The sequence below is a fragment of the Mycobacterium sp. genome (assembly GCF_049608025.1).
Classification (GTDB): Bacteria; Actinomycetota; Actinomycetes; order Mycobacteriales; family Mycobacteriaceae; genus Mycobacterium.
Window position 1 is genome coordinate 24,074 of sequence record NZ_JBMYXC010000009.1, and the last position, 24,082, is coordinate 48,155.

A 24,082-nucleotide genomic window follows, 5' to 3' on the forward strand; every position below is an offset into this window, starting at 1 on the left:
CAATCGCCACAGCTATGTCACTCGTTTTTCTTGGATCGCCGGTCGGTGTCGCTGCTGCTGGTCTCACCAGACCCCGCGCCGACCGGTCTGCGCAGGTCGGCGATCATTTCGCCGATCTCCTCCAGCTCGCGGCGCAGGTAATCACGGGTGGCGACTTCGCCGACGGCAAGACGCAGCGCGGCCAGCTCGCGGGCCAGGTATTCGGTATCGGCCTTGGTCTGCTCGGCACGCCTGCGGTCTTCTTCCAGCGAGACCCGATCCCGGTTCTCCTGCCTGTTCTGGGCGAGGAGGATCAGTGGGGCCGCATATGCGGCCTGAGTGGAGAACGCGAGGTTCAGCAGGATGAATGGGTAGGGATCCCACTGCCATGCGAAGGCGCCGATGTTGAGCAGGACCCACACCACCACCGCGACCGTCTGAATCGCCAGGTAGCGGCCGGTACCGAGGAACCGTGCGATTCGTTCGCTGACCCGGCCGACCGCCTCCACATCGAGGCGGGGGGCCAGCGAACGGGAGACGCGGGGAGTGTCGAGGCGCTGGCGGGCCGACGATTCGCTCACGTCATCCCCTCGGCGGTCACGATCACGGGTTCGGCTTCATGTTCCCGCCAGCCCTCGGGCAGCAGGTGGTCCAGGACGTCGTCTACCGAGACGGCACCCAGCAGGTGGCTCTCGTCGTCGACCACCGGCCCGCACATCAGGTTGTATGCGGCGAAGTAGCGGGTGAGTTTGCCGAGCGAGTCCTCGGGCCGCAGGTAGGGCAGGTGGGTGTCGACGATGCCGCTGACCAGCGTCGCGGGCGGCTCGCGCAGCAGCCGTTGTAGATGAACGCACCCCAGATAGTGGCCGGTGGGGGTGGCGGTGGGCGGGCGCACCACGAAGACCACCGACGCCAGCGCTGGTGTCAGGTCCGGGTCGCGCACCTGGGCGAGTGCTTCGGCAACGGTGGTATCCGGAGCCAGCACCACCGGTTCCGAGGTCATCAGGCCGCCTGCGGTGTTGGGGGAGTGGCTGAGCAGGCGCCGCACGTCCTCGGAGTCCTCCGGGTCCATTCGTCGCAGGAACTGTTCGGCATCGGCCGGCGGCATCGTCCCGAGCAGGTCGGCGGCGTCGTCGGGGTCCATCTCCTCCAGCACATCGGCAGCGCGATCGGTCTTCAACTGCCGCACTAGCTCCACCTGCTCTTCTTCCGGCAACTCCTGCAGCACATCGGCGAGTCGTTCGTCGTCGAGTGCGTTGACGACCTCGTTGCGGCGCTTGGCCGGCAACTCGCGGATGGCGTCGGCAACCTCGACCGGACGCTGCCCCTGGAACTGCTCGAGGAGTTGGGCGACACCCTGATCGGGCATGGCCAGACCAGAGGGGGTGAGACCGTGGACGTGCTGCCAGTCGACGGCGAACACGTTGCTGCGTCGGCCCAGTCGGCGCTGCGGACGCACCGCGACTTTGGTGACCATCCAGTCGCGGGTGCGGGTCTGCTCGATAGCAAGATCCACGACGACCACGTCGATGCCCGCGAGTTGCGACAGGTCAGGGTCATCGACACGCACGCGGGTCTCGAGAACCTGCCCCAGGACGAGGACCTCGCCGGGCCGTTGGGAGAAGCGTCGCAGGGATACGTTGCCGGTAGACAAGGTGACCGCGCCGGGCTCGATCGCCGTGACGCGCAGAATGGGGACGAAGATTCTTCTGCGACTGAGCAATTCGATGACGAGTCCAAGAACGCGGGGTTGTTGCCGCACGATGCTGATGCTGACGACCACATCGCGGACCCGCCCGATGGATTCGCCATCGGGGCCAAGCGCCACCATCCCCGCGAGCCGGGCCGCGTAGACCCTGTTGACCGACGCCATGGTCGTCAAGGGTAGAGAGTCTTGTTGCCGAAAACCGGTACCGACGCCGCGGGACTTCCCTGTTCCTGCCCGGGTGGCATGAATGGGCCGTCCGGTCGGCCTCTGGAGGGGCCCCGCCGGTTGGCGGTTCAGAACACGGTTGTCAGGAGCAGATAGAGGGCGTAGCCGATCATGATGAGGCTGCTGATGACGACGGCGGCGACGGCAAGCCCGTAGCCGTCCTGGCCTGTGCGTTTGGTTTCGCCCATCGCGATGAGTCCCAAGACCAGCCCAACGATCGACGGTAGGCCGCAGCAGGCCAGACCGGCCAGCGACGTCACCAGAGCGGCAATGGCCTTGCCGTTGGTGCCTGCGGACTTGACCGGCGGGTATGGCTGACGAGGCTGGTGATGGTGCGGGTAGTAACCGGGGTACGGAGGCGGATACACCGGCGGCGGCAGTCCGGCATCAGCCGGGTAGTCCAGCGGCTGTGGTTCGACGCCGTCGTGTGGTTCCGGCCCGCTCGCGGTCATGCTGGTGCTGCCGGAGTCAGGAGGCGAATGCGGAAATGGTCCACGCGAGACTGATCAACATCGTCACGACGCCCACGACGATGCCGGCCACAGCCAGGCCGTGGCCGGCCTGACGCGTCTGCTTGATCTGGTTGAGCGCCAAGATGCCGAGCACGATGCCGATGATCGAGCCGATACCGCAGCACACACCGACGATCGATGCGACCAGAGAAGCGATCGCCATGGTGTTGGTGCCCTGTGGGACAGGCGCGCCGTACCCGTACTCGGCGCCCGGGTAACCGCTGGAGGGGGCCGGATAGGCGCCATAGGGGGGCGGGTAGGACTGTGCGCCGTACCCCGGGTCGGGGTACGGCGGCGAACCGGGATCAGGATATGGGGGCGGGTAGCCGGCTGGCGGCGGCGGCGGATAGCCGGGCGGCGCAAAATCGCCGGGCGGTGGGTAGCCGGCATTCGGGGTATAGGCCGGGGCGTCGTAACCGGACGCCGGTGGGGTGGCCGGTGGGGTGTAGCCAGCGGGCGGCGCGTAGCCGGTGGGCGGCGTGTAGCCGGTGGGCGGCGTGTCATCCCCGGATTCGGGCGGTGCCGGCCAACTCGAGGACCGCTCGATCGGGGGCGCTTCGTACCCCGCCTGCGGGGGCTCAGACCCGGCCGCGGCGGAATCAGAAGATTCGATTCGGCCTGCTTCGTCGTCCGGATTTGTCATGCTGATCAACACTAGTGCAAGGAGCGGCAACCCCCCGCAAGATTGAGCGGGAGAGCCTTGGGCACGTTTGGCGGTTTCGCAGCGTTGACGGGCAGACTAGGGGTGCCCGTCGCGCAACCGAAGGAGTTCTCAGACCATGACCAGTCCGTTCCAGCCCGGACAGAACCCCGGTGTGGCATCCGGCGTCCCCGCACCGGGACGTCGGCGTCCGGCCGGACTGCCCACTCCTCCCAAGGGGTGGCCGATCGGTTCGTATCCGACCTACGCGGAGGCTCAGCGCGCCGTGGATTACCTGTCCGACCAGCAATTCCCCGTCGAGCAGGTGACCATCGTCGGCGTTGATCTGATGCAGGTCGAGCGGGTCACCGGGAGATTGTCCTGGCCCAAGGTGCTCGGCGGCGGTGTTCTCACCGGCGCCTGGCTCGGCCTTTTCATCGGCCTGATCCTCGGCTTTTTCAGTCCCAACCCCTGGAGTGCGCTGGTCACCGGCTTGATTGCGGGCGTCTTCTTCGGGCTGATCACGACGGCGATCCCGTACGCGATGGCTCGGGGCACAAGAGATTTCAGCTCGACCATGCAACTGGTCGCCGGGCGCTATGACGTGCTCTGCGATCCGCAGAGCGCCGAGCGCGGTCGGGATCTGCTGGCACGCTTGACGATCTGACCGGTGAGCGACGTTCTTGGTCGGGTCCGTGCGCACCTGCGCGACCATTTCACGCGGATGGGGGTCGCTGCGGAACCCGTTGAGGCCAGCGTGACGTTCCTGGGCGCCGACCCTATTGACGTCATCCGGTTCGGCGTGCCCGACGACCCTGATATTCCTGCAGCACAATATATTTCGCTTGGGTGTTCCCGTCACCCGATGGTCGACCCAGCCGAGCTTCTTGCCGATCCTGTGCGCGGGCCCCGTGCCGAAGTGGCGGTTGCCCTGCGTGGGCCTTCGCCGAAAGGTTTGGCCCGCTCGGTGGCGGTTGTCGCCGCCGCGCCTGCCGTCGAGGGATTGATCCTGGAACCCGACGCCCTCGTCGATCTGGAAACTCCGCTGTGGCAGGGAGCACCCTTTTCCGCATACCTGTTGGGGCGCAGTGATGTCGATGACGTCGTGTTACCGGCGCCCTTATCGCCGGTCACGGTGTTGTCAGCGGTTCCGATCACTGCGACGGAGGCGGCCTGGGTGCGGCTGAAGGGCGCGGGCGCCATGCGGGAGGCATGGGCGCAGGATGGGGTCGATCCCACGGATCCACGGCGGCGGGCCGCTAGTCCGGCGTGAGCGGCGGGCCGCGGAGCCGACCTCAGAGCCAGTTGTTGCGCCGGAACGTTCGGTACAGCAGCGTGCAGACGAGCGCCATCAGCGCCAGTACCGCGTGATAGCCCCAGGCCCAATCCAACTCGGGCATTTCCTGAAAGTTCATGCCATAGATACCGGCCAGCGCGGTGGGCACCGCCGCGATGGCCACCCACGCCGAGATCTTGCGCATGTCGACGTTCTGCTGCATCGCGACCTTGCCGAGTGCGGCCTGCACCAAAGAGCTGAGCAGTTCGTCATAGCTGGCGATCCGTTCAGAGGCCTTGATCGTGTGGTCGAGAACATCGCCCAGGTATCGGCGGATCTCGACGTTGACGAGGTCGTCATGGTCGGTGCCGATGCGCTCGAGGTCGGTCGCCAGCGGGCTGACTGCGCGGCGCAACTCAACGACCTCGCGTTTGAGCAGGTAGATGCACTCCATGTTGGTCTGCGACAGCGGCGAGAAGATGTCTTCTTCCATGGAGTCGATGTCGGTCTCGATGAGATCGGTGACATCGAGGTAGGTGTCCGCCACGCTGTCGGCGATCGCGTGCATGACTGAGTAGGGGCCGAGTTTGAGGGTCGCGGGGGCGGCCTCCAGCCGTTTGCGGACGCCGGCCAATCCGCCGTGTTCGCCGTGGCGCACGGTGACGACGAAGTCGGGTCCGACGAAGATCATGATCTCGCCGGTGTCCACGATCTGGCGTGCCTTGGCCATCGATTCGTGCTCGACGTACATCACGGTCTTGAGTACCAAGAACAGCGTCTGGTCATACCGCTCGAGTTTGGGGCGCTGGTGAGCGTGCACGGCGTCTTCGACGGCGAGCTCGTGCAGGCCGAACACGTCGGCAACGGCTTTCATCTGGTGCTCGTCGGGCTCGTGCAACCCGACCCAGACGAACGCTTCGCTGCCTTGGGACTCGATCTCGCGCACCTTGTCCAACGCCGCGGCATGGGTGTACTTGCCGGGCAGTCGGGTTCCATCGCAATAGACGCCGCAGTCGACCATCGCGCGGGCCACGGGAATGTGGATGTTCATGGCGTCCGGGCCGTCGGTGTGGGCGCGGACCCCGGGGCGCAGCCGCGACGGTGGCAACGCGCGAAATGACGGCACGCGCGCACCTCCCTCTGGGACGGGGCGACCCGATCAGGTCTATGCGGATAGTACGTGGAGCGAGTGTGTCGACCAGATCTGTTGGCCAAGGGACAGCCCATTCCGATGGGCGGCACCGGTCCGATACCCTGACGGCCGTGTCGGAAAGTGTTGTCGGTTCCTCGCGCGAGCCCTCGTCAGTGGCGCGCACGCCCCAGGTTGTCATTGAGGACAGCGATATCTTCGAGGCCCATGAGGGCGGCAAGCTCTCGGTGGAACTGAAATCGCCTCTGGATACTCAGCGAGCTCTGTCGATCGCCTACACCCCCGGGGTGGCGCAGGTCAGCCGCGCGATCGCGGCCGACGCCACGCTGGCGAAACGGTATACCTGGGCCAACCGCATGGTGGCAGTGATCAGCGACGGCAGCGCCGTGCTGGGACTCGGTGACATCGGGCCTGCGGCATCGCTGCCGGTCATGGAGGGCAAGAGCGCGCTCTTCAAGACGTTCGGCGGACTGGACTCCATCCCGATCGTGCTCGATACCAAGGACCCCGACGAGATCGTCGAGACGATCGTCCGGTTGCGTCCGACTTTCGGCGCGGTCAACCTCGAAGACATCTCGGCGCCGCGCTGCTTCGAGATCGAGCGCCGCGTCGTGGAGGCCCTGGACTGCCCGGTCATGCACGACGATCAGCACGGCACCGCCATCGTTGTGCTCGCTGCGTTGCTGGGCGCCAGCGAGGTGCTCGGTCGTGACATGGGCGTGTTGAAGATCGTCATCGCCGGCGCCGGTGCCGCTGGGATCGCGTGCGCAAACATTCTGTTGGCCAAGGGGATCGGCGACATCACGGTGCTCGACAGCAAGGGCATCGTTCACTCGGATCGCGACGATCTGAACCCGTTCAAGGCCGAACTGGCCACCAGGACCAACCCGCGCGGACTTCGCGGTGGCATTGCCGAGGCGCTCGCCGGCGCCGACGTGTTCATGGGGGTTTCTGCTGGGCTGGTGCCAGAGGAGTTGATCGCGACGATGGCGCCGGCGTGCATCGTGTTCGCGATGTCGAACCCTGACCCCGAAATCCACCCCGACGTGGCGCGCAAATACGCGGCCGTGGTGGCCACCGGACGCAGCGATTTTCCGAACCAGATCAACAACGTGCTGGCGTTCCCCGGTGTTTTCCGGGGAGCGCTGGATGCCGGTGCGCGGCGCATCACCGAGAAGATGAAGGTAGCCGCGGCCGAGGCTATTTTCTCTGTCGTGGGTGAGGACCTGGCGGTCGACCACATCGTGCCGAGCGCGCTGGACCAGCGGGTGAGTCCAGCCGTGGCGGCCGCGGTGGCCGCGGTGGCCCAGGATGAATGCGACTGAGCCCCGCGCGGATCTGGAGGCGTTGGGCGTTCCTGCTGGTCGCCTTGCTGCTCGCCGCGGGTTGTGGCGGGCAAGAGCCGGCACCGTCGATTCCGGTCGGTTCGACGTCTGACCCGGAGTCCGAACTGGTGGCCAACCTTTACGCGGCCGCCCTGCGGTTCTACGGAAACCCGGCCCACGTTCGGACGGAACGGGATCCGTTGGGTCAACTGGACTCGGGGGAGGTTCGCGTCGCGCCCGGTTTCACTGGACGGCTGCTGCAGCGGTTCGAGCCAGATTCGCCGGCGCGGTCGGCGGCGCAGGTGTACCGCACGTTGGCTGCGGCTTTACCCGAGGGCATCGCCGCAGGCGATTACACGACCTCGGCGGAGGACAAACCCGCGATCGCAGTCACCGATGAGACCGTGCAGGACTGGGGTGCTCGCGACGTGACGGCGATGATCCGGCGGTGTGAGGAAATCTCGGTCGGCGCGGTGAAAGGCGCCGCGCACCCCGCGTCGGTCGGTACCTGCACGCTGCCTGCGGTGCGCGAATTCGCCGACAGTGCAGCGTTGTTCGCCTCCCTGCGGTCAGCGCAGATCGACGCGGCGTGGACGACGACCGCAGCGCCGGACGTCCCGTCGGAGTTGGTTGTGTTGTCGGACAAGACGGCGCTGATCCGTGCTGAGAACCCGGTGGCGCTGTACCGGCGAAACGAGCTGACCGAGTCTCAGGTGCTCGCTCTCAACGAAATTGCCGGCGTGCTCGACACCGCAGCGCTGGCCGATATGCTCCGCCAGGTCGCCGAGGGTGCCGATCCCGGTGTGGTGGCTGGGCAGTGGCTGGATGCGAACCCGATCGGCGTCGGTAGCTAGCGCCGGTGTTCGCGTGCCCTCGCGCCCCGACGAAGGTCCTCAGTGCGCCCGGGGAGCCAGCCTTGACATCAATCCGGGAAGAAAAGACTGGTAGCCCGCTCCGACGGCGCGTACGACGATCTCGAAAATCTTTGCGTCAGTGCCTACCAACACTCTGGCCTTGTTCTTGCGCACTCCATCGAGGATGACCCTGGCGGCCTGCTCAGGCGTGGTGCGCGCCAGCTTCCTGTCGAAGGTCTGTGCCAAATCCTCGACGTCCACGCCCTCGGCGGCGGTGGCATTGCGGGCAATCGCGGTCTTTATGCCGCCGGGGTGCACACAGGTGACCTTCACCGGGTGTTCCGCCAGCGCCATCTCCTGGCGCAGTGCCTCGGTGAAGCCGCGGACCGCGAATTTCGCTGCGTTGTAAGCGCCCTGCCCGGGTACCGCGAACAAGCCGAACACACTGGAGACATTGACGACGTGTCCATCTCCGGAGTCGATCAGGTGTGGGAGGAAAGATTTGGTGCCGTTCACGACGCCCCAGAAATCGACGTCCATCACCCGTTCGATGTCCTTGTACTGGGCGACCTCGATATCGCCGGTGAACGCGATGCCGGCGTTGTTGTAGATCTGGTTGATCTTGCCGAAATGTTCGGCAACACCGTCGGCATAGAGCTGGACAGTTTCGCGCTCGGTGACATCGAGGCGGTCGGCCTTCACCTGCACTCCGATGGCCTTGAGGCGGTCTTCGGTGGTAGCCAAGCCCTCGGTGTCGATGTCGCTGATCGCCAGATGGGCGCCGGAGCGTCCCAGCTCGATCGCCAGCGCCTGACCGATGCCTGAGCCGGCGCCGGTTACTACGGCCACCTTTCCGGCGAAGCCTTGCATATCCACTCCCTCTTCTCGGTGTACTGGAGTTGAGGCTAACCGTTGCCCGAGGAAGTAATAGCCGGGGCATCCTCGACGATAATCAAGTCATGAGTTTCAAGTACCCGGCCGTCACCGCGCTCGTCGCATCGGCCGCTGTGGTGGCGGCGACGATATCCGCGGCTCCGGCCCAGGCAGACAGCACCACCGACATCTTCTTGGGGGCGTTGAACCACTACCGTCTCGGCGACATCGATCCGGCAACCGCTATTCGCATCGGAGAGTCCGTCTGCCCGATGCTGGCCGAGCCCGGGCAGAACACCGCCGACGTCGCCGCCCGGGTCGCCGAAGAGCTCGGGCGACCTATCGGAGCTGCGACGATGTTCACGGATCTGGCGATTCAGATCTTATGCCCGCCGGCGGTCAACGCACTGACCGACGGTCGGCCGTTCTCGTTCTTCGATTGGCTGTAGGAGCTCCCTCGATCCCCGTGAGCTCCCTCGATCCCCGTGAGCGCGCGCAAAATGCCGCGCTCAGCGGCGCGTCGGCGTACCGACACGCGCGCTCGCGGGGAAAAGGGGCTCACCCGACACGCGCGCTCGCGGGGAAAAGGGGCTCACCCGAACGCGGTATCGATGATCTCCTGCTGCTCGACGGCGTGCACCTTCGATGACCCCGAGGAGGGCGCCGACATCGCCCGCCGGGAGATGCGCTTGATGCGGGCGAGCTTCTCGGGCAACACCGCGGGCAGCGTCAATCCCAGCGTCGGCCACGCCCCCTGGTTCGCCGGCTCTTCCTGGACCCAGAAGTACTCGTCGGCGTTGGGGTACTGTGCCAGCGTCTCGGCCAGCCGGCGCCGCGGCAGCGGAGCCAGCTGCTCGATGCGGACGATTGCCACGTCCTCGCGCTCGTCCTTCTTCTTCCGGCCCGCCAGCTCGTAGTACAGCTTGCCGCAGGTCAGCAGGACACGCTTGGCCTTGCCGCGGTCACCGGTGCCTTCGGTGTAGGTGGGCTCCTCGAGCACCGACCGGAACTTCGCTTCGGTGAACTCCTTGAGATCGCTGACGGCCGCCTTGTTGCGCAGCATCGACTTCGGAGTGAAGACGATCAACGGTCGCCGGATTCCGTCGAGTCCGTGCCGGCGCAGCAGATGGAAGTAGTTCGCCGGTGTCGATGGCACCGCGATGGTCATCGAGCCCTCGGCCCACAACAGCAGGAACCGCTCGATTCGACCGGAGGTGTGGTCGGGTCCCTGCCCCTCGTGGCCGTGCGGCAGCAGCAGCACCACATCGGAGAGCTGGCCCCACTTGGCCTCCCCCGAGCTGATGAACTCGTCGATGATGGACTGCGCTCCGTTGACGAAATCGCCGAACTGAGCCTCCCACAACACCAGAGCGCCGGAATTCCCTACCGAGTAGCCGTATTCGAATCCCACCGCGGCGAACTCCGACAGTGCGGAGTCGTAGACCATGAACTTCCCGCCGGTCGGGTTGCCATCGGTGTCGACCGTCAACAGTTCCAGCGGGGTGAACTCCCTACCGGTCTTGCGGTCGATGATCACCGCGTGGCGTTGGGTGAACGTGCCGCGCCGGACGTCCTGCCCGGTGAACCGGATGGTCTTGCCTTCGGCCAGGAAGGACCCCAGCGCCAGCAACTCGGCGAAGGCCCAGTCAACCTTGCCTTCATAGGCCATTTCCCGGCGCCGCTCCAGCACCGGTTTCACCCGGGTATGGACGTTGAATTCCTCGTCATAGGCCAGGTGAGCGTCACCGATACGGCCCAGCAGTGTTTTTTCCACCGCAGTGCTCATTCCGGCCGGAACCATCTGGTCGGCCTCCACCGACTCGCTCGGCGCGGCAGCGTGTTTCTCGAGTTCGCGAACCTCGTTGAAGACCTGCTCAAGCTGGCCCTGATAGTCGCGCAGCGCGTCCTCGGCTTCTTTCATCGAGATGTCGCCGCGGCCGATCAGTGACTCGGTGTAGGTCTTTCGTACGCCACGTTTGACGTCGATGGCGTCGTACATGATGGGCTGTGTCATCGACGGGTCGTCGCCCTCGTTGTGGCCGCGCCGCCGGTAGCACAGCATGTCGATGACGACGTCTTTCTTGAACTGCTGCCGGAAGTCGACGGCCAGCTGGGTCACCCATACCGCGGCCTCGGGGTCGTCACCGTTGACATGGAAGATCGGCGCTCCGATCATCTTGGCGACGTCGGTGCAGTACTCCGAGGATCGGGAGTCATTGGGCGAGGTGGTGAAACCGATCTGGTTGTTGACGACGATGTGGATGGTTCCGCCGGTGCGGTACCCGCGCAGTAGCGCCAGGTTCAGTGTCTCGGCGACCACACCCTGCCCGGCGAAAGCTGCATCGCCGTGCAGCATCATCGGCATGACGGAAAAAACCGCGGATCCGTCGGCGTCCTTTTCGCCGGCCAGCATGTCCTGCTTGGCGCGAACCAGACCCTCGAGTACCGGGTCCACCGCCTCGAGGTGGCTCGGATTGGCGACCAGCGACACGGTGATGTCGTTCTCACCGAACATCTGGATGTAATTGCCGGTGGCGCCGAGGTGGTACTTGACGTCACCCGAGCCGTGCGCCTCCGACGGGTTCAGGTTGCCTTCGAACTCGGTGAAGATCTGCGAATACGGCTTGCCCACGATGTTGGCCAGCACGTTGAGTCGACCCCGGTGCGGCATACCGACGACGACCTCGTCGAGGCCGTGTTCGGCGGCCTGGTCTATCCCGGCGTCCATCATCGGAATGACGGTCTCGGCTCCCTCGAGCGAGAACCGCTTCTGTCCAACGTACTTGGTTGCCAGGAAGGTCTCGAAGGCCTCGGCCGCGTTGAGCTTGCTCAGAATGTACTTCTGCTCGGCAACAGTCGGCTTCTCGTGCTTGATCTCTACGCGATCCTGCAGCCACTTCTGCTGCTCGGGCTCGAGGATGTGTGCGTACTCCACCCCGACGTGGCGGCAGTATGCGTCCCGCAGCAGGCCGAGCACGTCGCGCAGTTTCTTGGTGGTCGCGCCGCCGAAGCCGTTCACCTTGAACTCACGGTCCAGGTCCCACAGCGTCAGCCCGTGGGTGTTCACGTCGAGATCGGGATGGCTGCGGAACCGGGTCTTGTCCAGTCGCAGCGGGTCGATGTCGGCCATCAGGTGACCGCGGCTGCGGTAGGCCGCGATGAGCTCGATGACGCGGGCGTTCTTGTCCTCGATGGAATCGGGGTTGTCGATGCGCCAGCGCACCGGCTCGTAGGGGATTCCCAGTTCGCGGAAGATCTCGTCCCAGAACTCGTCGTCGAGCAGCAACTGGTGGATCGTGCGCAGGAAGTCGCCCGACTCCGCGCCCTGGATGATGCGGTGGTCGTAGGTCGAGGTCAGTGTGATGAGCTTGCCGACACCGAGTTCGGCGATGCGTTCGTCGCTCGCGCCCTGGAATTCCGCCGGATACTCCATGGCGCCGGCGCCGATGATCGCGCCCTGTCCCTGCATCAGCCGCGGTACCGAGTGCACGGTGCCGATGGTGCCGGGGTTGGTCAACGAGATCGTCACGCCGGCAAAGTCTTCGGCGGTCAGTTTACCTTCCCGAGCCCGGCGCACGATGTCCTCGTATGCCGCGATGAACTGGTCGAATCGCATGGCCTCGCAGTGTTTGATCGCCGCGACGACGAGCTGCCGCTTACCCCCCTTGCCCTGCAAGTCGATCGCCAAACCCAGGTTGGTGCTCGGGGGGGTGACGGTGTTGGGCTTGCCCTCCACCTCGGCGAAGTGGCGGTTCATGTTCGGGAACTTCTTGACCGCCTGCACGATCGCGTAGCCGAGCAGATGGGTGAACGAAACCTTGCCGCCCCGGGTGCGTTTGAGGTGGTTGTTGATGACGATCCGGTTGTCGATCATCGCTTTGGCCGGAATGGCGCGCACGCTGGTCGCCGTCGGTACGTCCAGCGACGCGGACATGTTCTTCACCACCGCCGCCGCGGCGCCGCGCAGCACCTGGGTCTCGTCGTCCTGAGCGACCGGGGTGGCCGGTTTGCCCTTCGCGGGTGCCTCAGGCGTCTTGGTCGCTCCCTTCTCGGGGGCGGACTTCTGCGGGGTCTTGCCGGGCGTCGCAGTGGGCTTGCCGGCCTTGGCCGTTCCGGTGCCGGAGTCGGCGTCCTTCGCCTTGGCGGCGCCTTTGCCGCCGGCCGATTTCGGTGGCGGCGCGGCCGCCGGTTCGGGGGCTGTGGTCTGGCTCGCGGCGGGCTTCCCGTTATCACTGGGAGCGGCGTCGTTGGTGGGTTCGGGCGAGTAGTCGACCAGGAACTCGTGCCAACTCGAGTCGACCGAGGAGGGATCGTCGCGGAACTTGCGATACATCTCTTCGACCAACCACTCGTTCTGACCGAATGGTGAAGGTGAATTCACGGCTGCTATTCGCCTCAATTCTTCGCTTCGAGCCAGTGCTGCCGCTTAGCAGCCGGCCACCCAATCCAACCGCGGCGTGCGGTGTGTTCCGCATTTCCGCCTTCTAGAGGCTAGCGCTTCTGCGGCTTGCCGGACCATGCAACGTGTTTATGGCAATTGGGGTCGCGGCGCGGGCAGCAGCACCAGCGGCGACGGCCACCGTGTTGGCGGGTTGCCGAAGGCGGTGTGAGCATGGCCGACGATCTTCTTGCCCATCATCCGGTTGCCCACGCCTCCGACGACCGCCCCGATGCCGGCCGGCAGGAGCTTTCCGAACGCGATGGCGCCGCGTTTGAGCGTGTAGCGCTTGGCGAAGTAGCGCACCAGGCGTGTGTTCAATTGGGACACCGCGGGCAGTGGCAGGGTTGCGGCGCCCTCGGACAGCCACGCTCCGCTGGTACGGCCGGGGCCCAGGAGGTCGGCCACGGCGTGCTTGCCGTCGTCGCCGACGAGCACCGCCAACACCAGCGCGCGACGCCGCTCGCGATGGTCGGCGGGGATGCCGTGCACCTCGGCCACCGCAAGCACGTACACCGCCGTCGCCTCGAGGAACACCACGGTCTCGCCGGCAACCGCGGACATCGCGACCAGGGTGCCGACGCCGGGGAACGCCGCCGCCGAACCGACAGCCGCGCCGCTGGCCATCACGGCGGCCATGTAGTGCTTGTCCAATTTGGCGATGATGTCGGCAGGCGTCGCGTCCGGATAGTGCTCGCGCAAGCGGTCGACGTAGGCACGGACCGCCGGACCTTGGACGCGTGCGCCGCGTTCGATGATCTGGGAAAGCACCTTCGCCGCGATGCTTGCGTCGCCGTCGTTAACCGCCGGCAACTGGCTCTTGGTACGCGACCGGGCACTCATGGGGTGGCCCCTCCTTCAGTTTGAGCCGCCTGTGCTTGCGCCGCCGGCGACTGCCGTCCTCAGGTTAACGCGTGTCAAACGAACGGAGGCCTACATCGGGTGCCCGAACGTGATCGCGGACACTGGCGGCGATCTGGGGAAGAAATAATTGGGAAGCGACGCTAACCATCTGCGTGGCAGTATCCGTGGTCGTGGATGTCAGGCAGCCGAGTCGAACCCGGATGATCGTGGTGCTCGGACTGCTCGTGGCGCTGGGCCCGCTGACCATCGACATGTACCTGCCCGCGCTGCCGAAGATCGCCGAGGATCTGTCGGTGTCGTCGTCGCTGGTCCAGTTGACTCTGACGGGCACCCTCGCCGGGCTGGCCCTGGGGCAGCTCGTCGTCGGTCCGCTGTCGGATTCCCTGGGTCGGCGCGCGCCGTTGATGGCCGGGATCGTGCTGCACATGCTTGCCTCTCTGCTGTGCGCATTCGCTCCGAGCATTGCGGTGCTGGGCGTTGCTCGCGGCCTGCAGGGCTTCGGCGCAGCGGCGGCGATGGTGGTGGCCATCGCGGTCGTCGGTGACCTGTTCGCGGAGTCGGTGGCCGCCACGGTGATGTCGAGACTGATGCTGGTACTCGGCGTAGCACCGGTGCTCGCCCCCTCCCTCGGGGCGGCGATACTGCTCGAGGCGTCGTGGCGTTGGATCTTCGCGGCACTGGTCGTGCTGGCTGGGGCGCTGCTGGTGATGGCCGTCTTCGCGCTTCCCGAGACATTGCCCGAAAGTCACCGCCGTCCGCTGAGGATGCGGGGTATCACCGCGACCTACCTGGAACTGTTGCGGGACCTGCGGTTCGTCGTCCTGGTGCTCACGGCCGCGCTGGCCATGTCAGGTTTGTTCGCCTACATCGCGGGTGCCTCGTTTGTGCTGCAGGGGCGCTACGGGCTTGACCAGACCGCGTTCGCGCTGGTGTTCGGCGCGGGAGCGGTCGCGTTGATCGCCTCCACCCAGTCCAACGTGCTGCTGCTGCGGCGGCACTCTCCCCAGCAGATCATGGTGTGGGCGCTGGCCGCCGCGTCGGTGTCGGGCGTGGTGTTCGTGGGGTTGGCGGCCGGACACGTCGGCGGTGTGGTCGGCTTCATCCTGCCGGTCTGGGCGATGCTCGGTGCGATGGGTCTGGTGATTCCGAACGCTCCGGCGGTGGCCCTGACCCGTCATCCCGATGCCGCGGGTACGGCGGCGGCGCTGTTGGGCGCCGCCCAGTTCGGGCTGGGCGCGGCTGTCGCTCCTGTCGTCGGTGTGCTCGGGAACGACGAATTCGCGATGGCGGTGGTGATGGCGGCCGGTGTGATCATCGCGCTGCTGGCCCTGCTGCTGAGCGGGGTGTACCGCCGTCCCGATAGCTATACCCGGCCGGATCGCCCCGGGTTGCTTCGCACATGAGATTGCCGACACTGGGATTGCCGAGACTGGGATTGCAGTCACTGCGATGTTCGAGAGCGTGGCGATGATCGAGACCGTGACACGGCGTGCTCCCGGTGCCAACCCGTGGCATGCGTTGTGGGCGATGCTCATCGGCTTCTTCATGATCCTCGTCGACGCGACGATCGTCGCGGTCGCCAACCCGGCGATCATGGCCAGCCTGGGCGCCGACTACGCCGCGGTGATCTGGGTGACCAGCGCCTACCTCCTGGCCTATGCAGTGCCTCTGCTCGTCTCCGGTCGACTGGGGGACAGATACGGCCCGAAGAACATCTATCTGCTCGGCCTCGCGGTGTTCACGGCGGCCTCTCTGTGGTGCGGACTGTCTGAAACCATCGGCATGCTGATCGCAGCCAGGGTGGTCCAGGGGGTTGGTGCGGCACTTCTCACGCCGCAGACGCTGTCGGTGATCACCAGAACCTTCCCCGCGCATGGCCGCGGTGTGGCGATGAGCGCGTGGGGTGCCACGGCCGGGGTGGCCACCCTGGTGGGCCCGCTTCTAGGCGGGGTGCTGGTGTCGCATCTTGGCTGGCAATGGATCTTCATCGTCAATGTTCCGGTCGGCGTCGTCGGTCTGGCGGTTGCGGTCTGGCTGGTGCCGGCGCTGCCCACGCACAAACAAGGGTTCGACATGCCCGGTGTGTTGCTGTCGGGCGTCGGCATGTTCTTGATCGTCTTCGCGCTGCAGGAGGGCCAGGCCAACGACTGGGCACCGTGGGTTTGGGCGGCCATTCTCATCGGCGCCGTGCTCATGGCCGCATTTCTGTACTGGCAATCGGTCACCGCCGGCGAGCCGCTGATACCGCTGACCATCTTCGGTGACCGTGACTTCTCCATGTCCAACCTGGGAGTCGCGACCATCGGGTTCGTCGCCACCGCGATGTTTCTGCCGCTGATGTTCTATGCCCAGGCGGTCTGCGGCCTCTCGCCGACCGGGGCGGCCCTGCTGACTGCGCCGATGGCCGTGGCAACGGGCGTGCTGGCGCCATGGGTCGGCAGGATTGTCGACCGATCGCAGCCGACTCCCGTCGTCGGATTCGGCTTTTCGGTGATGGCGATAGGGCTCACCTGGTTGTCGATCGAGATGACGCCGATGACGCCGATCTGGCGCCTGGTGCTGCCGCTGACGGCTACCGGGGTGGGCATGGCGTTCATCTGGTCGCCGTTGGCAGCCACCGCAACCAGAAACCTTCGCCCGCAGCTGGCAGGCGCGGGCTCCGGGGTTTACAACACCACCCGGCAGGTTGGGTCGGTGCTCGGCAGCGCAGGAATTGCCGCATTCATGGTGACCCGACTGTCCGCAGAGATGCCAGCTGCGGTAGCCGCGGCCCCGAGTGGCGAGGGAGTGGTCGCAGAGTTGCCCGCCTTCCTGCACACCCCGTTCGCCGCAGCCATGTCGCAAGCCATGCTGTTGCCGGCGTTCGTCGCATTGTTCGGTGTCATCGCCGCACTGTTCATGCCGGGATTCGTCCGGGAGGCGGCCGTGGAATCCCAGACAGCGCGAGAGGAGTGGCGAAGTAACCTCAACCGGATGTCCGCCGATCCGGAGTCGTCGTAACCGGAGTCGATTGAACTCGGGTTCGATGGGTTGCGGCAGGCTCGCCAAGCGCCAGAAAAGCCCCCAACTCCACCAGTCGATCCGGAGTGCCGGGCAGATAGTCGGTCAGCTGGCTGGAACGCACGATCACCGCCAGGTATTGGGCCCGGCTCACCGCGACGTTGAGCCGGTTTCTGTTGAGCAGGAAAGCGATTCCGTGAGGGACATCATCGATCGACGACGCCGTCATCGACACGAACACCACCGGCGCCTGCTGACCCTGGAACTTGTCGACGGTGCCTGCGCGCACGCCGGTGAGCCCCGCCGCGTCGAGTTTTCGGCGGATGAGAACAACCTGAGCGTTGTATGGGGTGACGACGAGTACGTCGTGCTGCTGGAGGGCCCGGTGGCCCTGCTCGTCGATCCACATCGTGCCCATCAGGGCGGCGATCTCCGCGACGATCGCCTCGGCCTCTTCGGGGCTCGCTGTCGCATTTCCATCATGTTCGACGGCCAGCATTCGGACGCCTGCCGCGACACCGTCGAGTCGGCGTGCGGCGGTGAGTGATTCATGGGAGCGCAGCCGGCCGTCGTAGGACAACCGCGACACCGCCCGGCACACGTCGGGATGCATGCGGTAGGAGCGGTCCAGGAAATACCCGCGTTCGGACGGCAACGTTTTGTGCCCTTCGACCAGCCAACCTAGAGCGGAAACGTCGACGGGCTCCGGGTGGGTGCCCTGGGTGACCTGTGGCAACTGCTGTGGATCGCCCAACAGCAGCAGATTCCTTGCCGCGCGGGACACTGCGATGGTGTTGGCCAGGCTGAATTGGCCGGCCTCCTCGATCACCAGCAGATCGAGGCTCTCAGTGGGAATCTTGTTGTCATTGGCGAAATCCCATGCTGTGCCTCCGATCACGCAGCCGTCATTGCGGGCAATGAAGTCGGCGAAGTCCGAGTTGGCGATCTCGGTCCAGCCGGCGGTGACGGTATTGAGTTTCTTTGCCACCCGGGCGCTGTCGACACCGGCGCCGAGGATGTCGCCGAACAGGTTTTCCACGACGGCGTGGGACTGTGCGACCACGCCGATACGCCAGCCGTGGGCGTTGACGAGGGTGGCGATAACCTGCGCGGAGGTAAAGGTCTTGCCGGTGCCGGGCGGTCCGTGCACCGCTAGGTAAGACGAGTCGAGATCCATTAGCGCTGCGGTGATGTCATCAGCGGCGTGGTCGGCGGCCTCGCTGCGGGGCAATGGGCGGCCGCTCTTCGTGCGCGGCGCTTCGCGCATCAGGATTCCGGTCACAGCATCGGCGGGCAGCCTCGGCAGTTCGGCGGCGACGTGGGCGGCGGCCCGGGCGACGGACTCCTGCAAGGTCTTGGTGCTGAACGGCTGACAGGGGGTGAGGGCGAACGGCACCTGTGCATAGGTGTCGCCGCCCTTGGGCTGCTTTTCGATGATCAGCGCTTGCGTCGGTGCATCGAGGTCGTCGCATTCGGTTACCGTCACCGAAGCGAATGCTCGTCGGTTGGGGTCGTCGCTCAGCCCCTCGGGCGAGGGCGGGGCATAGAGCGCGTACATCTCCCGGGTCAGTTCCCCAGTGGCCAGTTCGCCGAACAACCGGACGTGCCGCTGCGGTTTTCGCGCCCGCGGCGGCTGATGCCAGTCCGCGACGACCTCGTGGTCCTCCGAGATGAAGACGCCGCTACTGTCGGCCCACTCGTCGACGGGATTGTTCACGCGGTCGAAATGTCCCCACCAGAACGGCTTGTCCTCCCGCTTGTGAAAACCCTTGGCCGCCGCGAACATTGCCACGGCAGTCTGGGTCGGGGTGCGTGCTTCGATTCCGTTACCGGCGAACTTCCACAGCTTGCGCTCGACTGCGTCGACCTCGACCGCAATTGGCTGAGCGTCGTCGGTCACCGGAACGGGGCCCATTGGGGGCACACCGGATTCGATGGCGCGTGCGACCATCCAATCGCGCAGCCGACGCGTCGACCGGCAGTCGTAGCGGTTGTATTCCTCGATCTCCTTCAGCACCCGTGCGGCGTCCTCGACATGCCCGGCCGCTCGCAGCCCGCAGTATCGGGCGTACTCGGTGATCGATGCCGTCGCGGTGGTGACATCGCCGCTGCGCAGCTCCTGACCCATGTAAAGGGGCTCCAGCGACTTGATGCTGTAGCTCTCGGCGCCGACTCGAATACTCTTGCGCACCAGAGGATAGAGGTCCACAAGCACGCCCTCACGCAGCAGAGTGTCGACCTCGTTCTCACCGACGCCGTAGCGAGCTGCAAGGCGCAGCAGAGTGCTCTTCTCGTAGGCGGCGTAGTGGTAGATGTGCATGCCGGGAAACCGCCGGCGCCGCTTGCGCACCATGGTGAGGAAGTCGATCAGCGCCTGCCTCTCCTCGGCGCGGTCGTGAGCCCAGAACCGGTGAAAATCGCCGTTGGCGCTCAGCACCCCCCATAGGTACTCCAGCCCCCACTCGCGGCCGTCGGACGTCCACAGCGGATCGCCCTCGAAGTCGAAGAACAGATCGCCTTTATCGGCATCGGGCAGCACCATCAACGGCTGCGGATCGACGATGTCAAACGGCGGCTTGCCGTCCACCCGGTCGGCGACCTGCAGTCGAGCTTGCGCGGTGAGCGCGGTGACCGAGCGGGCCGACAGGTCAGCAACCGGGCCGCTGTGACCGGCCAACTCGTGCACGGTGGAGATTCCCGAGTCGATCAGCCGGGCGCGCTGGCTGACCCGCATGCCCGCGACCAGCAACAGATCATCGCTCGAGCGGACCTGCTGTTCACATTCAGCGCAGCGAAAGCAGGCGCGGATGTTCTCGTCCGCCCAGTCCGCGGGCGCACCGCCGGTCAGGTGCCCGTCGAGCAGCCGTTCCAACGCAACACGGCGGGGCCGGTACACCGGAAGCAGTTCGTCGATGGGGTAGCTCACGGCGGTGCCGTCGCCCAGAACGAGGTCCACTTCGGGTGCCACGGGAACGCCCGCGTCGGTGAGGCTCTGGGCGTAGGCCGCCAACTGCAGTAGTGCCTCCACCTTCACCGAGCGGGCCAGCTTGGTGTCACGCAGCCGGTAGCGAGGTCCGCTCGGAGAGTCCTCCAGGATCAAGAAGTCGGCGAAGCCGACGAATCGGCCGTCGAACATGGCGGCCTGGTAGATCACCGCTGCGTTGCGCCCGACCGCGCGCAAGGTCTGATCGGCGGCCGCGGCCAGGCCCGCCACGGTGTAGTCCGGGCGGCCGATGACGATGATGTCGCCGGACTGCGGCCGCCGCCGTAGCTCGGCGAGATGGCGCTGTTCGTGCTCATCGCCGAGTTCGGCGGTGCGGGAAAGAAGTTCGTCGTCGGCTGATACACCAGGACCCCAGCCGAGCCGGGCATCGAATGAGCGCAGCAGCGCATACTCGCAGCGCGCGGCGGCGGCAAGGTCGGAGGCGCTGTAGATCACGCGCTCTTCGCCCGCGTCGGTTGCTACGAACACGCTGCCACTGTAGGTCAGCTCACCGACATCTCTGTTTGCCGCGAACGGGCGTAACCGGGTAACCCGACATCTGGTAATTCCACGTCTGGTAACTAGGCGTCGCGATCCGCGCACGGCAATGCAACGTCGCGAAAAAGGAACCGTGCGAACTCAGCCGTCCATGTTGCCGATCAGTTCCACACCGGTGCCGTTCCAGCGGAACTTCACCACGCTTTCCAGCCCGGCCACGCCGCTGGAGTATTGGAGCGCGACCGTGTCGCCGGTTGTCGCCGCGCTGTCCAAGCCGTTGAAGCCGTAGGTGTCGGGCACGCCGGTCGGGATGAACTTGCCCCGGTGGAACAGCAGCGCGCGGGTGTTGGGGTTCTCTGAGTTCGTATTGGCCTTGATGATCACCACCGACAGCTGCGCACACTCGTTGTAGTTACCGGCGATGGGCTCGGGGTTCCAGCCCTGGTTGCTGCGCGGGTCGCGGGGCAGCGCGGCTACGGCATCGGCGATCTCGGGTGCGGCCAGGTTCGTCGGGCATGGATCGTTGGCCGCTGACGTGCCGGGCGCACCGCCAGTCGATGGTGTCGGAGTCGCCGCGGACTGCGGTTGTGTCGAACCTGCGGTCGGCTCCGGCGTCTTGGAAGCCGTCGAGTCGCCCGAGCTGCAGCCCACAGTGGTCGGTACCGCGATGGTCAGTAGCGCGACTCCCGCGACTACACCCACCCGGGTCCCGATCGCCACCGTCCAGCTCACAAGTGCGCACCGTACCGGCCCCGCTGCCGGCCTGCCGGAAGGCGCGCGGCGGAAAGCCAGTCGGCTGGCACTAGACTGCGACCTCGATGACGTCTTCGAACGTGGAGCCCGGCACTGTTGAGCGGGCTGGCGACCTGAGCTTCGCTGACCTGCAGATTCACCACTCGGTGCTGCAGGCCGTCGCCGATGTCGGATACGAGACGCCCTCACCGATCCAAGAGGCGACCATTCCGGCGATGCTGGCCGGTTCCGACGTTGTCGGACTCGCCCAGACCGGAACCGGAAAGACCGCGGCTTTCGCGATCCCGATCCTCTCGAAGATCGATACCTCCAGCCGGATCACCCAAGCGCTGGTGCTGGCGCCGACGCGCGAGCTGGCATTGCAGGTCGCCGAGGCTTTCAGCCGCTACGGTGCGCATCTGCGGGTGAACGTGCTGCCGATCTACGGAGGCTCCCCCTACGGTCCCCAGTTGGCCGGGCTCAAGCGTGGCGCCCAGGTGGTCGTCGGTACTCCGGGCCGGGTCATCGACCACCTCGACAAGGGCAGCCTCGACCTCACGCACCTCGACTACCTGGTTCTCGACGAGGCTGACGAGATGCTGCAAATGGGGTTCGCCGAGGACGTTGAACGCATTCTCGAAGGCACCCCGGAGTACAAGCAGGTCGCGCTGTTCTCGGCGACCATGCCGCCGGCGATCCGCAAGATCACCTCCAAGTACTTGCACGACCCGGTACAGGTGAAGGTCGAATCCAGGACCGCGACGGCTGACAATATTTCGCAGCGCTACATACAGGTGTCGGGGCCACGAAAGATGGACGCGCTCACCCGGCTGCTCGAGGTAGAGCCGTTCGAAGCGATGATCGTCTTCGTTCGTACCAAGCAGGCCACCGAGGAGGTCGCCGAGAAGCTGCGCGCCCGAGGTTTTTCCGCGGCCGCCATCAATGGCGACATCCCTCAGGCCGTGCGCGAGCGAACCATCACCGCACTCAAAGAGGGCAAGCTCGACATCCTCATCGCCACGGACGTGGCAGCGCGCGGGCTCGACGTCGAGCGCATCTCGCACGTGCTGAACTACGACATTCCCCATGACCCTGAGTCCTACGTACATCGGATCGGACGTACCGGGCGCGCCGGCCGGTCGGGGACCGCGCTGCTGTTCGTCACGCCGCGGGAGCGGCATCTGCTCAACTCGATCGAGCGGGTTACCCGCCAGAAGCTCATCGAAGGGCAGTTGCCGTCCGTTGACGACGTCAATGCGCAACGCGTCGAGAAATTCCGCGACTCCATCACCGAGGCTTTGGCGTCGCCGAAAATCGAGTTGTTCCGCAAGCTGATCGAGGGTTACGAGCGCGACCATGACGTGCCGACGGCCGATATCGCTGCCGCCCTGGCTCTGCAGAGTCGCGACGGGGGGGAGTTCCTGATGACGGAGCCGCCGCCGGAGAAGCGGCGCGCACGGCCGGACCGCCCGGGCCGCGACGATAGGCCGCCGCGCAAGCGCCGCGATGTCCGCAGCGACCTCGCGACGTACCGCATTGCGGTCGGCAAGCGGCACAAGGTTGCTCCGGGTGCGATCGTGGGTGCCATCGCCAACGAGGGCGGACTGCATCGCAGCGATTTCGGCCACATTACGATCAAGGTGGATCACTCACTGGTGGAATTGCCGGCCAAGCTATCAAAAAAGACACTGAAGGCGCTGGAGCACACCAGGATCCAGGGTCAGCTGATTCATCTCGAACCCGACCGCGGGCCTAAGGCGCGCCGAAAGTCATACTGAGGCGCCCGGCCCTGATGACAGCGCCCAGAGAACTCGATGCCCAAGGTGGCCTTGAGTCGGTCACTGCGAGTGGACGGGTCGACTCGCTCACTGGGATTCGGGCTGTCGCGGCACTGTTGGTGGTGCTGACCCACGCCGCGTACACCACAGGTAAGTATCCGCAAGGCTATGTCGGGTTGGTGTACTCGCGGATGGAGATCGGCGTGCCGATCTTCTTCGTGCTGTCCGGCTTCCTGTTGTTCGCACCCTGGGTGAAAGCCGTTGCCTCGGAGAGGCCTCCGCCGTCGGTGCGCCGCTACGCGTGGCACCGGGTGCGGCGCATCATGCCCGCCTACGCCGTCACCGTGATTGCGGCCTACCTGCTGTACCACTTCCGCACCGCCGGACCCAACCCAGGACACACTTGGGAGGGGTTGTTCCGCAATCTCACTCTGACTCAGATCTACACCGACGACTACTTGTTTTCCTATCTGCACCAAGGGCTTACCCAGATGTGGAGCCTTGCGGTCGAGGTGGCGTTCTATGCGGTGCTGCCGCTGCTGGCATACCTGCTGCTGGTGTTGCTGTGCCGACGGCAGTGGCGGCCGCGGCTGTTGCTCGCCGGTCTGGCTGGTCTCACGATGGTGTCGCCGGCCTGGCTCATCCTGGTGCACACGACCGACTTCCTGCCCGACGGTAGCCGGTTGTGGTTGCCTGGATATCTGGCATGGTTCGTCGGCGGGATGGTGCTGGCGGCGCTGCAGCCGTTGGGGCTGCGCGCCTACGCGCTGGCCTGTATCCCGTTGGCCATGGTGAGCTACTTGATCGTGGCCACGCCGATCGCCGGAGAGCCCACGACCTCGCCCGCCGAGCTACGCGAGGCCCTGTTCAAGGTCGCGTTCTACACCGTCATCGCCACGTTGCTCGTTGCGCCGTTGGCGCTGTGCGGGCCCGCGGTGGTGGGCGGGAAGCGGCCCGGGCCGGCGGGCGGGAACCGGCAGGGTCTTTATATACGCATGATGGGTAGTCGCCCCATGGTCTTCCTGGGTGAGATCTCCTATGAGATCTTCCTGATTCACCTGATCATCATGGAGTTGGTGATGGTGGAGATTCTGCGCTATCCCATCTACACGGGCTCGGCCTGGCTACTGTTCTCGGGGACACTGGTGGTCACCATCCCGCTGGCCTGGTTGCTACACCGATTCACCCGGGTTCGGACCTAGCCTCCAGCCGCCGAACGTGAAGCCATCATCACGCTCAGCGCCGAT

The 24,082-nt window shown here is 65.8% G+C and carries 19 protein-coding genes; 9 read left to right on the forward strand and 10 right to left on the reverse strand.

Annotated elements, in window-relative coordinates; translation table 11 throughout:
• Positions 1–17 precede the first annotated feature (17 nt).
• From ACPGXI_RS05090 to ACPGXI_RS05105, 4 genes are all read right to left on the reverse strand, one after another.
• Positions 18–560 carry a DUF1003 domain-containing protein gene (locus tag ACPGXI_RS05090; protein WP_526650463.1) on the reverse strand — a complete coding sequence of 181 codons (543 nt, stop codon included), beginning with the start codon at positions 558–560 and terminating at the stop codon, positions 18–20.
• On the reverse strand, positions 557–1,852 hold the full coding sequence (locus tag ACPGXI_RS05095; RefSeq protein WP_526650465.1) for a magnesium transporter MgtE N-terminal domain-containing protein: 1,296 nt from the start codon (positions 1,850–1,852) through the stop codon (positions 557–559). Before ACPGXI_RS05095 ends, ACPGXI_RS05090 begins: the two co-directional genes overlap by 4 nt.
• Before the next feature lie 128 nt (positions 1,853–1,980).
• The gene (locus ACPGXI_RS05100; RefSeq protein ID WP_526650467.1) at positions 1,981–2,364 is read right to left on the reverse strand and encodes a DUF4190 domain-containing protein; all 384 of its coding nucleotides are present in this window, start codon (positions 2,362–2,364) and stop codon (positions 1,981–1,983) included.
• 16 nt (positions 2,365–2,380) lie between these two features.
• Positions 2,381–3,067, reverse strand: a complete 687-nt coding sequence (locus ACPGXI_RS05105; protein WP_526650469.1) for a DUF4190 domain-containing protein — start codon at positions 3,065–3,067, stop codon at positions 2,381–2,383.
• A 136-nt stretch (positions 3,068–3,203) separates the two neighbouring features.
• Here ACPGXI_RS05105 and ACPGXI_RS05110 point away from each other — a divergent pair, with 136 nt between their 5' ends.
• Both ACPGXI_RS05110 and ACPGXI_RS05115 read left to right on the forward strand, forming a co-directional pair.
• Positions 3,204–3,731 (forward strand): general stress protein, encoded by a 528-nt coding sequence (locus ACPGXI_RS05110; RefSeq protein ID WP_526650471.1) that lies wholly within the window; start codon positions 3,204–3,206, stop codon positions 3,729–3,731.
• A gap of 3 nt (positions 3,732–3,734) precedes the next feature.
• A complete protein-coding gene (locus ACPGXI_RS05115; protein ID WP_526650473.1) occupies positions 3,735–4,337 on the forward strand; it encodes a suppressor of fused domain protein in 603 nt (200 codons plus the stop codon).
• 22 nt (positions 4,338–4,359) lie between these two features.
• Here the strand turns inward: ACPGXI_RS05115 and corA are convergent, their stop codons facing one another.
• Positions 4,360–5,466 carry a magnesium/cobalt transporter CorA gene (corA, locus tag ACPGXI_RS05120; RefSeq protein WP_526650475.1) on the reverse strand — a complete coding sequence of 369 codons (1,107 nt, stop codon included), beginning with the start codon at positions 5,464–5,466 and terminating at the stop codon, positions 4,360–4,362.
• Positions 5,467–5,603: 137 nt separating this feature from the next.
• Here corA and ACPGXI_RS05125 point away from each other — a divergent pair, with 137 nt between their 5' ends.
• The gene (locus ACPGXI_RS05125; protein ID WP_526650477.1) at positions 5,604–6,815 is read left to right on the forward strand and encodes an NAD(P)-dependent malic enzyme; all 1,212 of its coding nucleotides are present in this window, start codon (positions 5,604–5,606) and stop codon (positions 6,813–6,815) included.
• Positions 6,806–7,669 (forward strand): glycine betaine ABC transporter substrate-binding protein, encoded by an 864-nt coding sequence (locus ACPGXI_RS05130; RefSeq protein WP_526650479.1) that lies wholly within the window; start codon positions 6,806–6,808, stop codon positions 7,667–7,669. The genes ACPGXI_RS05125 and ACPGXI_RS05130 overlap by 10 nt, the downstream gene beginning before the upstream one ends.
• Before the next feature lie 39 nt (positions 7,670–7,708).
• On the opposite strand, the gene ACPGXI_RS05135 is transcribed toward ACPGXI_RS05130, so the two are convergent.
• Positions 7,709–8,539 (reverse strand): SDR family NAD(P)-dependent oxidoreductase, encoded by an 831-nt coding sequence (locus ACPGXI_RS05135; protein ID WP_526650481.1) that lies wholly within the window; start codon positions 8,537–8,539, stop codon positions 7,709–7,711.
• Between the two features lie 89 nt (positions 8,540–8,628).
• Here ACPGXI_RS05135 and ACPGXI_RS05140 point away from each other — a divergent pair, with 89 nt between their 5' ends.
• Positions 8,629–8,991, forward strand: coding sequence for a DUF732 domain-containing protein (locus ACPGXI_RS05140; RefSeq protein WP_526650483.1), 363 nt, complete (start codon positions 8,629–8,631; stop codon positions 8,989–8,991).
• 143 nt (positions 8,992–9,134) lie between these two features.
• On the opposite strand, the gene ACPGXI_RS05145 is transcribed toward ACPGXI_RS05140, so the two are convergent.
• Positions 9,135–12,875, reverse strand: coding sequence for a multifunctional oxoglutarate decarboxylase/oxoglutarate dehydrogenase thiamine pyrophosphate-binding subunit/dihydrolipoyllysine-residue succinyltransferase subunit (locus ACPGXI_RS05145; protein ID WP_526650573.1), 3,741 nt, complete (start codon positions 12,873–12,875; stop codon positions 9,135–9,137).
• Between the two features lie 195 nt (positions 12,876–13,070).
• Complete coding sequence (locus ACPGXI_RS05150; protein ID WP_526650485.1) at positions 13,071–13,823, reverse strand: hypothetical protein; 753 nt, start codon at positions 13,821–13,823, stop codon at positions 13,071–13,073.
• Between the two features lie 221 nt (positions 13,824–14,044).
• On the opposite strand from ACPGXI_RS05150, the gene ACPGXI_RS05155 reads away from it, so the two are divergent.
• Together ACPGXI_RS05155 and ACPGXI_RS05160 are read left to right on the forward strand one after the other, a co-directional pair.
• A complete protein-coding gene (locus tag ACPGXI_RS05155; RefSeq protein ID WP_526650575.1) occupies positions 14,045–15,247 on the forward strand; it encodes a multidrug effflux MFS transporter in 1,203 nt (400 codons plus the stop codon).
• A 64-nt stretch (positions 15,248–15,311) separates the two neighbouring features.
• Positions 15,312–16,844: an MFS transporter gene (locus ACPGXI_RS05160; protein WP_526650577.1), complete on the forward strand. Its 1,533-nt coding sequence runs from the start codon at positions 15,312–15,314 to the stop codon at positions 16,842–16,844.
• On the opposite strand, the gene ACPGXI_RS05165 is transcribed toward ACPGXI_RS05160, so the two are convergent.
• Together ACPGXI_RS05165 and ACPGXI_RS05170 are read right to left on the reverse strand one after the other, a co-directional pair.
• Positions 16,810–20,316 (reverse strand): TM0106 family RecB-like putative nuclease, encoded by a 3,507-nt coding sequence (locus tag ACPGXI_RS05165; protein WP_526650487.1) that lies wholly within the window; start codon positions 20,314–20,316, stop codon positions 16,810–16,812. The genes ACPGXI_RS05160 and ACPGXI_RS05165 overlap by 35 nt on opposite strands.
• Before the next feature lie 150 nt (positions 20,317–20,466).
• On the reverse strand, positions 20,467–21,057 hold the full coding sequence (locus ACPGXI_RS05170; RefSeq protein ID WP_526650489.1) for an LppP/LprE family lipoprotein: 591 nt from the start codon (positions 21,055–21,057) through the stop codon (positions 20,467–20,469).
• Positions 21,058–21,143: 86 nt separating this feature from the next.
• Between ACPGXI_RS05170 and ACPGXI_RS05175 the strand changes: the two genes are divergently transcribed.
• Both ACPGXI_RS05175 and ACPGXI_RS05180 read left to right on the forward strand, forming a co-directional pair.
• Positions 21,144–22,835, forward strand: coding sequence for a DEAD/DEAH box helicase (locus ACPGXI_RS05175; protein ID WP_526650491.1), 1,692 nt, complete (start codon positions 21,144–21,146; stop codon positions 22,833–22,835).
• Between the two features lie 14 nt (positions 22,836–22,849).
• Positions 22,850–24,037, forward strand: coding sequence for an acyltransferase family protein (locus ACPGXI_RS05180; protein ID WP_526650493.1), 1,188 nt, complete (start codon positions 22,850–22,852; stop codon positions 24,035–24,037).
• The last annotated feature ends 45 nt before the right edge of the window (positions 24,038–24,082 follow it).

What these genes read in the sequence shown, in the direction of transcription:
- ACPGXI_RS05095 (WP_526650465.1), bottom strand. Translation starts at nt 1,852, where the DNA reads ATGGCGTCGGTCAACAGGGTCTACGCGGCCCGGCTCGCGGGGATGGTG.
- ACPGXI_RS05100 (WP_526650467.1), bottom strand. Translation starts at nt 2,364, where the DNA reads ATGACCGCGAGCGGGCCGGAACCACACGACGGCGTCGAACCACAGCCG.
- ACPGXI_RS05105 (WP_526650469.1), bottom strand. Translation starts at nt 3,067, where the DNA reads ATGACAAATCCGGACGACGAAGCAGGCCGAATCGAATCTTCTGATTCC.
- ACPGXI_RS05110 (WP_526650471.1), top strand. Translation starts at nt 3,204, where the DNA reads ATGACCAGTCCGTTCCAGCCCGGACAGAACCCCGGTGTGGCATCCGGC.
- ACPGXI_RS05130 (WP_526650479.1), top strand. Translation starts at nt 6,806, where the DNA reads ATGCGACTGAGCCCCGCGCGGATCTGGAGGCGTTGGGCGTTCCTGCTG.
- ACPGXI_RS05135 (WP_526650481.1), bottom strand. Translation starts at nt 8,539, where the DNA reads ATGCAAGGCTTCGCCGGAAAGGTGGCCGTAGTAACCGGCGCCGGCTCA.
- ACPGXI_RS05140 (WP_526650483.1), top strand. Translation starts at nt 8,629, where the DNA reads ATGAGTTTCAAGTACCCGGCCGTCACCGCGCTCGTCGCATCGGCCGCT.
- ACPGXI_RS05145 (WP_526650573.1), bottom strand. Translation starts at nt 12,875, where the DNA reads ATGTATCGCAAGTTCCGCGACGATCCCTCCTCGGTCGACTCGAGTTGG.
- ACPGXI_RS05150 (WP_526650485.1), bottom strand. Translation starts at nt 13,823, where the DNA reads ATGAGTGCCCGGTCGCGTACCAAGAGCCAGTTGCCGGCGGTTAACGAC.
- ACPGXI_RS05155 (WP_526650575.1), top strand. Translation starts at nt 14,045, where the DNA reads ATGATCGTGGTGCTCGGACTGCTCGTGGCGCTGGGCCCGCTGACCATC.
- ACPGXI_RS05160 (WP_526650577.1), top strand. Translation starts at nt 15,312, where the DNA reads ATGATCGAGACCGTGACACGGCGTGCTCCCGGTGCCAACCCGTGGCAT.
- ACPGXI_RS05175 (WP_526650491.1), top strand. Translation starts at nt 21,144, where the DNA reads ATGACGTCTTCGAACGTGGAGCCCGGCACTGTTGAGCGGGCTGGCGAC.
- ACPGXI_RS05180 (WP_526650493.1), top strand. Translation starts at nt 22,850, where the DNA reads ATGACAGCGCCCAGAGAACTCGATGCCCAAGGTGGCCTTGAGTCGGTC.